The sequence below is a fragment of the Corallococcus sp. bb12-1 genome, assembly GCF_026626765.1.
GTDB classification, from domain to species: domain Bacteria; phylum Myxococcota; class Myxococcia; order Myxococcales; family Myxococcaceae; genus Corallococcus; species Corallococcus terminator.
Genome location: NZ_JAPNJZ010000024.1, coordinates 368,963 through 382,087, shown reverse-complemented (window position 1 = coordinate 382,087; position 13,125 = coordinate 368,963). Strand labels below are relative to the sequence as shown.

General features: G+C 69.5%; 13 protein-coding genes. 8 read left to right on the top strand and 5 right to left on the bottom strand.

What is annotated here, in order from left to right; all coding sequences use genetic code 11:
- Nucleotides 1–20: 20 nt before the first annotated feature.
- Nucleotides 21–1,115, bottom strand: coding sequence for a GGDEF domain-containing protein (locus OV208_RS29140; RefSeq protein ID WP_267577189.1), 1,095 nt, complete (start codon nucleotides 1,113–1,115; stop codon nucleotides 21–23).
- 61 nt (nucleotides 1,116–1,176) lie between these two features.
- Between OV208_RS29140 and OV208_RS29135 the strand changes: the two genes are divergently transcribed.
- Nucleotides 1,177–1,773, top strand: a complete 597-nt coding sequence (locus OV208_RS29135; RefSeq protein ID WP_267577188.1) for a Maf family protein — start codon at nucleotides 1,177–1,179, stop codon at nucleotides 1,771–1,773.
- Nucleotides 1,770–2,441, top strand: a complete 672-nt coding sequence (locus OV208_RS29130; RefSeq protein WP_267577187.1) for a YggS family pyridoxal phosphate-dependent enzyme — start codon at nucleotides 1,770–1,772, stop codon at nucleotides 2,439–2,441. Before OV208_RS29135 ends, OV208_RS29130 begins: the two co-directional genes overlap by 4 nt.
- Before the next feature lie 21 nt (nucleotides 2,442–2,462).
- On the opposite strand, the gene OV208_RS29125 is transcribed toward OV208_RS29130, so the two are convergent.
- Nucleotides 2,463–2,684, bottom strand: a complete 222-nt coding sequence (locus OV208_RS29125) for a hypothetical protein (protein ID WP_267577186.1) — start codon at nucleotides 2,682–2,684, stop codon at nucleotides 2,463–2,465.
- 328 nt (nucleotides 2,685–3,012) lie between these two features.
- Here OV208_RS29125 and OV208_RS29120 point away from each other — a divergent pair, with 328 nt between their 5' ends.
- The 6 genes from OV208_RS29120 to OV208_RS29095 all read left to right on the top strand — a co-directional run bounded on the left by OV208_RS29120 (nucleotide 3,013) and on the right by OV208_RS29095 (nucleotide 10,547).
- Nucleotides 3,013–3,810: a DUF3108 domain-containing protein gene (locus OV208_RS29120; RefSeq protein ID WP_267577185.1), complete on the top strand. Its 798-nt coding sequence runs from the start codon at nucleotides 3,013–3,015 to the stop codon at nucleotides 3,808–3,810.
- A 42-nt stretch (nucleotides 3,811–3,852) separates the two neighbouring features.
- A complete protein-coding gene (locus tag OV208_RS29115; protein WP_267577184.1) occupies nucleotides 3,853–5,541 on the top strand; it encodes a DUF4091 domain-containing protein in 1,689 nt (562 codons plus the stop codon).
- 24 nt (nucleotides 5,542–5,565) lie between these two features.
- Nucleotides 5,566–6,534, top strand: a complete 969-nt coding sequence (locus OV208_RS29110) for a DUF3108 domain-containing protein (protein WP_267577183.1) — start codon at nucleotides 5,566–5,568, stop codon at nucleotides 6,532–6,534.
- Nucleotides 6,535–6,653: 119 nt separating this feature from the next.
- Nucleotides 6,654–8,054: a hypothetical protein gene (locus OV208_RS29105; protein ID WP_267577182.1), complete on the top strand. Its 1,401-nt coding sequence runs from the start codon at nucleotides 6,654–6,656 to the stop codon at nucleotides 8,052–8,054.
- Between the two features lie 58 nt (nucleotides 8,055–8,112).
- Entirely contained in the window at nucleotides 8,113–9,195 is a 1,083-nt protein-coding gene (locus OV208_RS29100; protein ID WP_267577181.1) for an imelysin family protein, read from the top strand.
- Between the two features lie 20 nt (nucleotides 9,196–9,215).
- Entirely contained in the window at nucleotides 9,216–10,547 is a 1,332-nt protein-coding gene (locus OV208_RS29095; RefSeq protein ID WP_267577180.1) for a di-heme oxidoredictase family protein, read from the top strand.
- A 14-nt stretch (nucleotides 10,548–10,561) separates the two neighbouring features.
- On the opposite strand, the gene OV208_RS29090 is transcribed toward OV208_RS29095, so the two are convergent.
- The 3 genes from OV208_RS29090 to OV208_RS29080 all read right to left on the bottom strand — a co-directional run bounded on the left by OV208_RS29090 (nucleotide 10,562) and on the right by OV208_RS29080 (nucleotide 13,087).
- On the bottom strand, nucleotides 10,562–10,912 hold the full coding sequence (locus OV208_RS29090; RefSeq protein WP_267577179.1) for a hypothetical protein: 351 nt from the start codon (nucleotides 10,910–10,912) through the stop codon (nucleotides 10,562–10,564).
- A 179-nt stretch (nucleotides 10,913–11,091) separates the two neighbouring features.
- Nucleotides 11,092–12,477 (bottom strand): hypothetical protein, encoded by a 1,386-nt coding sequence (locus tag OV208_RS29085; RefSeq protein WP_267577178.1) that lies wholly within the window; start codon nucleotides 12,475–12,477, stop codon nucleotides 11,092–11,094.
- Between the two features lie 91 nt (nucleotides 12,478–12,568).
- Nucleotides 12,569–13,087: a DUF507 family protein gene (locus OV208_RS29080; protein WP_120542533.1), complete on the bottom strand. Its 519-nt coding sequence runs from the start codon at nucleotides 13,085–13,087 to the stop codon at nucleotides 12,569–12,571.
- Nucleotides 13,088–13,125: the final 38 nt, after the last annotated feature.

Here is a 13,125-nt window from a genome sequence, read left to right as displayed (position 1 = left end):
GCCGGACAGCGCGGGATGTTTCAGCGGGCGAAGGGGACCTCCAGGCGGGGGACCTCTTCGCCCGTCACACGTTCAGCGACCGCGACGGCGTCACGACCCTTGCCCTTGGCCGCGTACATGGCGAAGTCCGCCGCGCGGATGAGGTCGGTGGAGGACGTGGCGTGATCCGGGAAGGACGCCACCCCGACGCTCGCGGTCAGCGCCACGTCCAGCCCCTGCTCGCGCAGGAAGCGCTGGCCTCGGAAGGCCTCGCAGATGCGCTGGGCGATGACCTGCGCTCCGTCGGTGTCCGTCTCAATCAACATCACCGCGAACTCGTCTCCGCCGTAGCGGAAGACGGCGTCCAGGTTGTGACGGCCCAGGCTGATGAGCAGGTCGCCCACCTCCTTGAGCGTGGCGCTGCCCACCAGGTGCCCATGCCGGTCGTTGATGGACTTGAAGTGGTCCAGGTCCAGGAACACGAGCGACAGCGGGTGGCGGAAGCGCGCCGAGCGCTTCACCTCCTGCTCCAGTTGCGCGCGCAAATGCCGCGCGTTGAAGCAGCCGGTGTGCTCGTCGGTGATGGTGAGCTCCTGTACGCGGCGGAAGTTGCGCGCGTTCTCGATGGCGATGGCCGCGTAGTCCGCGATGGCCGTGAGGGTGGTGAGGTCCTCGGGCGTGAAGCCCGGTTCGGTGGGGCCGTTGACCAGCTCAATCACGCCCAGCACCCGTTCGCGCGCCAGCAGGGGCACGGCGAGCAGGGAGCGGGTGTGGAAGGCGGAGGCCTCATCGAAGCGGGGCGCGAAGCTGGGGTCCCCACCCACGTCGTGCACGAGCCTGGGCGTGGCGGAGGCGAACACCGCCCCGGCGATGCCTTCCCCCGGGTTGAGCTGCAGGCCCTTGAGCGCCTCGGCACCCTCGCCCACGGCGATCTCGAAGTAGAGCTTTCCGCTGCGCTCGTCTTGAAGGATGAGAGACCAATTGCGCGGCCGCAGCAGCGCGCTGACCTTCTGCATCACCAGCGTGAGCACTTCGCGCAACTCCAACGTGGAGGTCAGCGCCTTGGCCATTTCGTTGTAGGCGGCCAGTTGTTCCACTGTCCGCTTCATGGCCGACAGGAGATCCGCGGGGTTCATCGGGATGCCCTCCGGAGCGCAGGTCTGCTAAGGCCCGCGGGTCGCGATACACGACCCGCCCATGGATCCAACCACTTTGCTCGTTCTCGCCTCCGCTTCGCCCCGGCGCAAGGATTTATTGGCCCAGCTGGGTCTGCGCTTCACCGTGACAGCAGCGGATATCGATGAAACGCCGACCGCCGGAGAAATTGCGCGAAACTATGTGCAACGGCTCGCGGAGGAGAAGTCGCGGACGGTGGCTGCCCGGCATCCGGACGCGTGGGTGCTGGCCGCGGACACCACCGTGGCCCTGGGTTCTGAGCTGTTGGGAAAACCCCGGGACGCGGCCGAGGCGCGCGACATGCTGGGGCGTTTGTCCGGCCGGACGCACGAGGTCTTCACCGGCATCGCGGTCGCGGGCCGCGCCCGCGCGTCCCAGGTGGTCCGCACCCAGGTGACCTTCCGTGCTCTCTCCCAGGAAGAAATCGCCTGGTACGCGGACACCGGAGAACCCCTGGACAAGGCGGGGGCGTACGCCATCCAGGGCAAGGGCGGCTTCCTGGTGGCCTCCATCGAGGGCAGTCCCACCAACGTCATCGGCCTGCCGCTGGGCGAAACGCTCGCCCTGCTCCAGGAGGCGGGCCTTCCCCTGCCGTGGAAGAAGGTGGGCCCCGCATGAGCACCTCCGTGGCGGACAACCTGGCGCGGGTGAAAGAGCGCGTGGCGAAGGCCTGCGCCAGCGCGGGGCGACCAGAGTCGTCGGTGACGCTGGTGGCGGTGTCCAAGCTCAAGCCCGCGGCGCTCATCCGCGAGGCGTACGCCGCCGGGCAGCGCGACTTCGGGGAGAACTACGCCCAGGAGCTGCGCGACAAGGCGACGGAGCTCCAGGACCTGGACGGCCTGCGCTGGCACGCCATTGGCGCGCTGCAGACGAACAAGGTGAAGTACGTGGCCCGCGTCGCGCACGCCTTCCACGCGCTGGAGCGGTGGGAGGTCGCGGCCGAACTGTCGAAGCGGCGCGAAGGGGCCCCTCCCCTGCCCTGCTACGTGGAGCTCAACCTGGGCCAGGAGGACACCAAGCACGGGCTCTCCCCGGAGGCGCTGGGGGACTTCCTCACCCGCGTGCGTGAGTTGCCGAACCTCCAGCCGGTGGGCCTGATGGCGCTGCCGCCTCCCACGGACGACGTGGCGCGGATGCGCGAGGGCTTCGCCCGGCTGCGCGAGCTGGCCCACGCCCATGCGCTGACGTCACTGTCCATGGGCACCACGCACGACTTCGAGCAGGCCATCCTCGAAGGCGCCACCGTCGTGCGCGTGGGCACCGCCATCTTCGGCGAGCGCGCTTAAGAGAGCGCGCCCGCCGGAAGCTCACGCCGACTTGAGCTTGAGCTTGCCTTCGGAGCTGACGCGGGCCTCGAACTCGCTGCCGCAGTACATGCAGCGGACCTCTTCCTTGTCGAAGAACGTGTCGATGCCGACGTTGTGGGCGCTGCAGTCGGGGCATTCGAACTCGTCGAAGGAACGGCCGCTGCTGGCGGCCCCTGCCTCCTTGGCGAAGTCGTCGTCGTCGAACTGGCCATTGCTGGACATGGGCGAGGCTCCTCAGGTGGGGGCGAGGCGGCCCGGAAGGCTACCAGCACCGGGCGGCGCGACGCACCGGGAAGCCTACCGCTGGGCATCCAGGCAGGCGTGAAGGACTGTCCGCCATTTGTCAGCGCCGGGCGTGTGCGGGTACCCCTGTGGGCCCCCCTGCCGTCCAGCAGCCGGCCTTCGCCGGAGCGTCCGGGGGGCGGCCATCCGACTTTGAATGTCCGCGCACGCAGGCCGTCCCGGAAATGTCCGGTGGTGGGGTCGGTTGCGTTGCGCGGTTGGCTTGGGCGGACCGGCCACCTAACTTGCAAGCAAGGGAGCACACCCGATGCGCAGTCTGTCCAGGTGGGGGTTCACGGCGGCGATGGTCGGACTCATGGGGTCCGCGCTCGCGCACGCCCAGGAGCCCGCCCCGGCGGCGTTCGGCCCGGGTGAGCAGGCCCAGTACCGGGTGAAGTACCTGGGGATGACGGCGGGCACCGCGACAGTGACGGTGGGCGCGCCCATGACGCAGTGGGGCCAGAGCGTGTGGCCCATCGTGGCGCTGGCGAAGTCCGACGACCTCGTCGGCATCTACCCCGTCAAGAGCCGCTACGTGTCGTACTGGAACGCCGCGGCGCAGCGGATCACCGGCAGCGACCTGCACTCGGAAGAGAACCGCAAGCGCCGCCGGCAGCGCATCCAGCTCACCGAGGACAGCAAGGGCGCGAAGGTCGTGAAGCAGAAGGAGAGCGACCCGCCGCGCGAGACGAACCACGAGCTGCCGGACGGAACGCTGGACATGACGGGCGCGGCGTTCGCGCTGCGCGGCCAGGACCTCACGGTGGGCCGCACGTACACGTATCCGGTGTTCACCGGCAGCAAGGTGTTCACGATGAGCGCCACGGTGGAGGGCCGCGAGACGCTGGCCACCCTGATGGGCCCGCGCGACGCATTCCGTGTGCGCGTGCACACCGAATTCGGCGGCAACATGGAGTCCAAGCGCGACCTCACCGCGTACTTCACCACGGACGTCCGCCACGTGCCGTTGCGCATGGAGGCGGAGTTCGCGCTGGGCTCCATCGTGGTGGAGATGACCGATTACAAGCCGGGCCGCGTGGTGGCGGTGGCCCGCGCGGACGACTGACCAAGGACGACGGGAAGGTCGTCCCCAACGGAAGGCAGGGGCATGGGCGTGGTGGGTTGGGCGTGGGCAGTGTCGGCGGTGCTCTCAGCGGCTCCGGTGGGGCCTCAGGTGGTGTCGCCGCTCGTGAAGGTGCGGGCGGACGCGACGCCGAAGGGCGCGGTCCAGGCCCGCCTGAGCGCGGCGCGCGGTGAGTGCGAGGCCACGCAGGTGGTGCTCCCCAAGGGCGTGACGCGCGTGACGATGAAGCCCCTGGCCCTCAAGGGTCCGGGCGCGCCGCTCACCGTGGACGCGTGGCGCGAGGCGTACCTGGACGTGAAGACGCCGTCCAACGGCCAGGGCCAGGCCGGGCCGTGGCCCGACGCGCTCGTGCCGCTGTCGGCGCCCGCCAATCCCAGACACCCCACCGTCATCTACGCGGAGGTGTGCGTGCCCCGGAAGCAGGCCCCGGGCACCTATGCCGGCAGCCTGAGCGCGTCCGCGGACGGCAAGGAACTGCCGGAGGTCCCCTTCACCGTGGAGGTGCAGCCGTTCGAACTGCCGGCCACGTCCTCGCTGCCCAACAGCTTCGGCATCTCGCTGTACAGCATCGCGAAGGGGCACGGCATCGCGGCCGACTCACCGGAGGCGAAATCGCTCTTGCGCGCGTATGGAAAGGCGCTCCTGGAGCACCGGGTGAGCGCGCACGGCATGGGCATGGATCCGCCGGGCGTGAAGTTCCAGGACGGCCGCGCGGTGGTGGACTGGACCGCGTACGACGCGGAGATGGCGCCCTTCCTGGACGGCAGCCTGCTGCCCTCCGGCGCGCGCTTCACCACGAGCGACGTGCGCGACAGCAAGAAGGCCTCCACGGACGCGGAGAAGACGGCGTACTACCGCGCCTTCCAGAAGCACTTCGAGGACAAGGGCTGGCCCGCCCAGCTCTTCTTCTACGCCAAGGACGAACCGAAGCCGGAGGACGTGCCGCTGGTGAAGGCGCAGTCCAAGCGTGTGCGCGACGCGGGCGGCGGCATCCCCGTGCTCGTCACCACCCCGCTGGACGCGGCGCTGCAGGGCTCGGCGGACATCCTCACGCCCACGCTCAACTGCTTCTATCCGCGCGAAGGCCCGCAGACGTGCCGCACGGTGGCGAACACCGCGTCCGTGCGCAGCCGGCTGCCGTCCCGCGCGAAGGTGTGGTGGTACCAGAGCTGCAACTCACACGGCTGCACCGGCGGCACGCCCCCGGACGCGAAGCTGGACCGCGCCTACAGCGACTGGGCCTCGTACATGGTGGACCACCCCGCCCCGCTCAACCGCGCCATGGGCGTGCTGGCCTATTCCAGCGGCGTGGACGGCGAGCTCTATTTCGACACCGTCTTCGCCTACAACACGAAGAAGGATGTCTGGACGGACCTCTTCGAGTTCGGCGGCAACGGAGACGGCACCCTCTTCTACCCGGGCACGCCCTCGAAGATTGGGGGAAGCGAGCACCAGCCGGTGGTGTCGCTGCGGCTGAAACACATCCGTGACGGCCTGGAGGACTATGAATACCTGCGCCTGCTCACGGAGCTGGGCGACGGCGCCTTCGCCAGGACGGCGGCGAAGCGACTGGCGAAGTCGGGGTATGAAATCTCCCGGGACCCGGGAGAATGGGAAGCGGTGCGTCGGGAAGTGACGGCGCGGCTGGTGAAGCAGTGGGCGTCTGAACAAGCGAAGCGCTCCGGACGTCGGACTTCCGGGGGCACCCCGTAGTCACTCCCCCTGGGAGGAAGCAGAATGATCTCCATGCGCACCCTCGTCGCGGCCTGTCTCGCCTTCAGTGCCGCCACCGCCTGGGCCCAAGAGGCCCCGCCCTTCAAGATGCCCGTCCTCCCGCACCAGCAGAAAGGGGACGCGCCGGTGACCGACGGCGCACCGGCCGCCGAGCCCGGCGTGAACACCGGTGACGCGACCGCGGCCGCACCCGCCAACGAGCCCGTCGTCGCGGTGAAGCCGTGCGACCAGGGCCTGCCCGCGCTGAAGACGCCGCTCGCGTTCAAGCCCGGGGAGCTGCTCGAGTTCGACCTGGACGCCATGGGCGCCAAGGCGGGCAAGCTCACCATGCGCGTGCAGCGGCAGGCCAACGGTTCGCTGCCGGTGCTGGTGGAAGCCCAGACGAACACCCTGTTCTCCAAGGTGCGCCGGGTGCGCGGCAGCGCGACCAGCTACCTGCACCCGCGCACGCTGCGCCCTTCGCGCTACACCGAGGACGCGGTGGAGAACGAGCAGCGCCGCAAGGTGAACGTGGCCTTTGGCGCGCAGGACCGCAGCGTCAAGGTGGACTACCAGATCGCGGACCGGCCCAAGGGCCAGTTCAACTACACCTGGGACAAGGACGGCCTGGACGTCGCGGGCGCCATCTACCTCATCCGTCAGTTGCCACTGAAGAAGGACCTGCCGGTGTGCTTCGACGTGTACGGCATCCGCCGCATGTGGCGCCTGACGGCCACCGTGGTGGAGCGCGAACACGTGTCGCTGCCCCTGGGCGAGTTCGAGGCCTGGCACCTGTCCGGCACCGCCGTGCGCCTGGACCGGCCGTCCCAGACGCGCGACGTGCACGTGTGGATCACCGACGACGAGCGCCGCTTGCCCCTGGCCGCCGTGGGCGCCATCGACCTGGGCGCCGTGCGCCTCACCCTCTCAGGTGTCACCCGCCCCGGTGAGAAGCCCATGGCGGCCCAGGGCAAGGAAGATCTCAAGTGGTGACGCGGGGTTGAACCCCGCCTCCAAGGCCCGCCTCCCCCGGGAGCGCGGGCTTTGATTGCTCCACAAAATGAGAATGGTTTGCAAAATCAAAAACCGGGGCGTAGGGTGCGCGCCTTCCGATGCGCCCCCATCTCCTGAACCCGCTGCTGTCGTTGCTGTTCGCTCCCCTGTTCCTGCTGCCGCTGGCGGCCCGTGCGCAGTCCTTCCGGGCCCATGACGAAGGCCGGTCGCGCCGGGGGCGCTTCATGGACGAGTCGCGCATCGGGGAGCCGGAGAAGAACGAAGTCATCACGGTGGGCAGCAAGCCGAAGCTGGACCTGGACGTGAACGCCTACGCGGACCTCCAGTTCGCGTACTTCAACTACGGGGAGAACCAGAACCGGGCGAACGGGTCGCAGAAGGACTCGCGGCTCGTCTTCGACACAACGCGCCTGGTGCTGGAGCTGGAGGCGGGGCTGCCGGAGTACGGCATCGAGGCCGAGTTCGAGGTGGAGTTCGAACACGGCGGCGCGGGCGCGGCGCTGGAGCTGGAGTACGAGGAGTTCGGCGAGTTCGACACCGACGTGGAGAAGGCGGGCGAAGCGCTGGTGGAGGAGCTGTACCTGACGAAGAAGCTGGGCCGGAACCTGGAGATTTCGGTGGGCCGCTTCTACGTCGCGGTGGGCACGCTCTTCGCGGACTACCGGCCCACGGACTACCTGGGCACCATCCGCTCCGAGGCGGAGACGCGCATCATCCCCAACACGTGGAACGACATGGGGATGCAGCTGCGGCTGGACATCCCCTGGGGCCTGCGGCTCACCGGGCAGGTGGTGAACGGCCTGGACTCCACCGGCTTCAACTCCAACACGTGGGTGGCCACGGGCCTGCAGCAGCGCTTCGAACTGGTGCGCGCGTCGGACCTGGCGGCGGTGCTGCGCGCGGACGTGAAGCGCTTTGCCGGCTTCATCTTCGGCGTGTCCGCCTACTACGGCGGCACCACGCGCAACCGGCCCAAGCCGGACCTGGTGAAGCAGTGCGACGACGCGAACCCGAACGTGGTGGCGCCGTGCGGCTACGTGAGCGCGCCGCTGTTCGTCGCGGACGCGCACCTGTCGGTGAACCGGGGCGGCTGGCGGGCGCACGCGATGGTGATGTACGGCCACCTGGGCAACGCCGCGGCGGTGTCCGCGCGCAACGCGCGTCTGTCCAACCTGCTCAATGTGCTGCGCACGCCGGTGTCCGACAACGCGCTCACTGCGTGGGGGGAGCTGGGCTACAACATCGCCCCCGCGCTGGGCCTGGACGGCAACCACCGGTTGGAGCCGTACGTCCGCGTGGACTACATGGATTCGCAGTTCAGGCCTCGCGCGGAGCTGTTCGACAACCCGCGCTTCGAGCGCACCGTCTACACCGTGGGCACCAGCTACACGCTCGCGGGCCTCGCCGTCATCAAGCTCGACTTCGGACAGCGCCGAATGGGCTCGTCCGCGTTCCGTCCGGAGAACTCACTCCGGATGTCGACGGGCTTCGTCTACTGACGGCCTTCCCCAGTTGATTGAAACGCGGTTGCAAAGCACGTCCCTGAAAGGGTCCTCCATGTCCTTGCGTTCCCTGAAATTCTCCCTGCTGGTTGGCGGTGCGCTCGTGCTGGGCGCCTGCGGCGATGACGACGACGGCGGCGACCTGGAGTCGTTGGATCAGCAGCTCGTCATCAACTTCGCGGACGCGGTGGTGGTGCCCACCTACAACCAGCTCGCCACGCGCATGGTGGAATTGGACGCGGCGGCGCGGGCGCTGAAGAACACGCCTGGCGCGGCGACGTTGAAGGCGGCGCAGGACGCGTGGTTCGCCGCGCGCGTGCCGTGGGAGCAAAGCGAGGCGTTCCTCTTCGGACCGGTGGACAGCTACGGGTGGGATCCCGCGCTGGACAGCTGGCCGGTGAACCGCACGGACCTGGACGCGGTGCTCGGCAACTCCGACACGCTGTCCCAGACGTACGTGAGCAACCTGCAGGAGACGCAGAAGGGCTACCACACCACGGAGTACCTGCTCTTCGGCGAGGGCGTGACGAAGAAGCCGGAGGACTTCAACGCGCGGCAGTTCGAGTACCTGCTCGCGCTCACCGCGGAGCTGAAGGCGGTGTCCGGCAACCTGGCGGCCTCGTGGACGACGGGCGTGGACGGCAAGGCCCCGTACCGCGACACGCTGGCCAAGGCCGGTGAGGCGGGCAACACCGTGTACCCCACGGTGGAGGACGGCGCGCAGGAGATGCTGGGCGGCATCCTGGTCATCCTGGACGAGGTGGCCAACGGGAAGATCGCCGACCCGTACGACGCGAAGGACGAGAACCTGGTGGAGAGCCAGTTCGCGCTCAACTCGCTGTCGGACTTCACCAACAACATGCACAGCGTGGAGAACGTCTACCTGGGCCACATGCCGGGCGTCGCCGCCAAGGGCCTGTCCATGTCGGACGTCGTGAAGGCGCGCGACTCGGCGCTGGACATGCGCGTGAAGGCGGAGCTCGCGGCGGCCATCACGGCGCTGGGCAAGGTGCCGGAGCCGTTCCCGAAGTCCATCAAGGACCCGGCTTCCGCGGATGAAATCGAAGGGGCGCAGGAGGCCATCCGCAAGCTGCACGACACCTTCCAGGTGGACGTGAAGGCTGTCATCCTGCCCTGATGTCGGACCGGGGGAATGCGATGCGACGGGCACTGGGACTTGGGGCGCTGCTGTGGTTTGCAGGCTGCGGCGACAGCGAACCCGAGGCTCCAGAGGCCCCGCGCGCGGGGGGCGCCACCACCATCGACGACCGCACGTCGCGGGCGTTCGCGTATGCCGCCCCCAACCTCACCGCGGAACACGAAGCGCTGCACCGCGAGGGCGACGCGGCCTTCGCGGCCGTCTTCGTGTCCGGCCCCGCCCCAGTGAACCCGGGGCTGGGGCCCGCGTACAACAACACCTCGTGCAACGGCTGCCACCTGCGCAACGGCCGGGGCATGCCGGTGATGGGCGGGGGCCCGCAGCGCACGCAGTTGCTGGTGCGCGTGAGCCTTCCGGACGGCACGCCGGAGCATCCCCACGGCGCGGTGCCGGTGCCGGGGCTGGGCTTCCAGATTCAAGACCAGGCCGTGTACGGCGCAGCGCCCGAAGCCAGCGTGACGCTGTCGTGGGTGGAGAGCGCGGGGACGTACGCGGACGGCACGGCGTACGGCCTGCGCTCGCCGCGCGTGGCCATCGTGCTGCCGGACGGGTCGTCACCTCCCGCGAACATGCGGATGTCGCTGCGCCTGCCGCCGCCGGTGGTGGGCCTGGGGCTGCTGGAAGCGGTGGCGCTGGATACGCTGCGGGCGCTCGAGGACCCCGCCGACGCGAACGGCGATGGGGTGTCCGGCCGGCTGAACACCGTGTGGGACGTGCAGGCGCGTGCGCTCGCGCCGGGACGCTTCGGCTGGAAGGCGAACAGCCCCAACCTGCACCAGCAGTCAGCGGAGGCGTACTTCAACGACATGGGGGTTTCGAATCCCCTCTTCCCGGACGCGGACGGCACCTTCGAACTGCCCCAGGACACGCTGGACGCGGCGGTCTTCTACGCGCAGTCCCTGGGGGTGCCGGCGCGCACGGCGTTGGCCGACGCGACGGTGAAGCGTGGCGAGGCGAAGTTCCGGGACCTGGGCTGCGTCACCTGTCACCGCGACACGCTGGAGACGGGCGAGCATCCGGTGGCGGAGCTGGCCCACCAGCGCATCCACCCCTATTCGGACCTGCTGCTGCATGACCTGGGGCCGGGGCTCGCGGATGGGCGGCCGGATGGAGATGCGACCGGAGCCGAGTGGCGCACCGCGCCCCTGTGGGGCCTGGGCCTGACGCACACGATTCTTCCGTACTCGGGCTGGCTGCACGACGGGCGCGCACGCACGCTGGAAGAGGCCGTGCTGTGGCACGGCGGCGAAGCGGAGCGGGCCCGCGAGGGCTTCCGCGCCCTGTCCGCGAGCGACCGGGCCGCGCTGGTGCGCTTCCTCCAGTCGCTTTAGGGGCCCTCCGACGGCTACCCGCGGCGAATCATCCCGGCGGCCTGGGACATCCGGCGGCGCAGGTGCGTTACCGCTTCGTGCAGGTCCTCCAGGCGCTGGAGCACGTGGAGGTCCTCGCCCGCGTTCAGCAGGGCGCCCGGCGTGAGCGTGTCGCGCTGGAGGGCCTGGAGCAGGTCGTGGAAGTGGGCCTGCACATCGCCCAGCGCATCCAATCCCTCGCGAAGGTCGTCCTCCACGAAGTCCAGGAGGACGGTGGCGTCCGCGCGCGCGGGCAGCGCCTGGGCCAGACGCTCCACCGCCCCGCTGACGGGGTCGGTGCGGCGCAACATCGCGGTGGTGGCGAGGGCTGCGACGGGAGAGGGCATGTCCAGGACGCTACAGGCGCGTAGCGTCCGGTCAATTTTCCCACCCCCTGCCCTCTGGTGCGAAACGCCCACGCCAGCGCAAGGGGGCGGCGACAGCCTGCTGCTCCCGGAGCGCACCCGCGAGACACCAGGAGGGCCGGAGGCTTCGAGGCCCCGGCCCTCGCGTGCTCGAAGCCGCGTCAGCGCCCGGCCGGGGCCGCCGGAGCGCCTGTCGCGGGCGCGGCGTTGGCCGGCGCGGACGTGGAAGGCAGTGCGATGCTCGGCGACGAATTCAGCGGCGCGGGCGTACTCAGGAGCGGCGTGGGAGTGCCGGCGTTCAGCGGCGTGGGCGTACTCAGGAGCGGCGAGGGAGTGCCGGTGTTCAGCGGCGCGGGCGTTCCCAGGAGGGGCGACAGCGGCGTGCTGGAGGACTGCGACAGCGGCGGCACCGTGGCGAGGATGCCCGGGCTCACCTGGCTGGTGCCCACGAAGTTGTTGAAGTCCGGCGCGGACACCTGCGGCGTGGTGAAGCCCCCCACCGACCCACCTCCCACGGTGGGCGGCGTGGCGAACGTCCCCTGCCCCACCGTGTCCATGGAGCCCGGCGCCCCCCCCGACACGAACGCGGGCGGATTCGTCGGCGCGGACGGCGCGAACGAACCGCTGTAGGTGGGGGACGAATCCGACGGCAGCGACAGCACCGTCGCCACGCTCGTCGTCACGGTGGAGCCCACCGGCCCCGTGCCCGACGTCCTCCCCGCCGTGCCACTGCCACCCGTGCCCTGCGTGGCCGGAGCGAAGTTCGGAGGAGACATCGGAGCCACTGCCGCCGGGAACGCCGTGGGCAGCACCGGCGTGAGACCCGCCAGGTAGGCCGGCAGTTCCCCTTCGCTCGGCACCACCGCCACGGACGGCACCGGCACGCCATCCACGTTGATGGCGACCTCGTCGAAGACGAACTGGAGGAACCCGCGCGGCTCCTGCTGCGCCGGCAGGTTCCACACCACCACCACCAGCTCCGCGTCACCCGGACGCGCCTCGCGCAGGATGCGCTTGGTGTCGTCGTCCGCGAACGTGCCCGCGTCCAGCGCCGCCGCATGCACCAGCGCTGAATCCGTCAGCAGCGTCCCGTTGCGCCACACGCTGCCAATGCCCCAGACGGCCATCGCCGCGTGCGCCCGCGTCGTCGCGCGCCACCCGAGGCCGCTGTCGCCATAGAGCGGAGTTCCCATCAGCACGCCGCCTTCGATGAGGTGCGGAGGAGGCCGGGGAAGCGGCCCTTCAAGGGCCCGCGCCATCGCCTGGGCGGGCGGAAACCCCGTCTGCGTCAGCTCCACGCGGTAGTCCGCCCCCCCGATGCGCAGGTTCGCGCTGAGCTGCGCCTTGTCCCCGAAGGTCGCGTTGGCCATGCCCACGCGATCCTCCACGGAAAGGGACGCCTGCCCCGTGCCGCGCTCGGCCAGGTCACTGAAAGGAAGCGGCCCCTGGATGAAGTACCCGCCCGGCTGGTCGGCCCTCGCGCTGGCCTGCCGGCCCTCGAACGTGAACCCGTCGCCCCCTGGCGCCGCCGCCAGGACACCGGACATCAGAATGCTCGTGAGGATTGAACCCGCCATCGACGCTGCCTCCCTTGAAGTTGAAGGTAGGCAGCGGAGCGGGCCGTGGCACGCCCCGGAACTAAATGAGACCGCGGGCGCGGCGGATCTGCTCGACGGTCTTGTTGTACTCGATGTCGAAGGCGCTCGTGCCTTCCTGCAGGTGCTTCAGCCGCGAGCGAGCTTCCCGGTCGATCTCGTCGTCCACGTCCAGGTGCTTCTTCATTCCCTGGAACATCTTCTGACGCAGGATGTTATCGGCGGAGAAGACCTCCTCCACGTTCCGGCTGATGAGCAGGAATTCGATCATCTGGTTGATGACGTACTCGATGCCCTCGTCCCCCATCTTGAAGCCGCGCACATCCGCCATCTCGCGCTTCACCTGGTTGAACTTGGAGTAGTCATATCCCCGACGCTCCAGGGCCTCTCGCGTCGCCTGGTTCACACGCTCTTCGTTGGCGAGGTACTCGCGCATGATGGCGGAGAGGTCCATCTCGGCGTCAGCCACGCGCATCGGCTCCACCTCGATGTCCCCGTCCTGCATGAGCTGCTGAATGGCCTCGCGCGAGATGATCGGGATCACCTTCGGATACAGCCTCATGTCGGTCCTCGTCCTCTTCAAACGTGCTCGGATCTTCA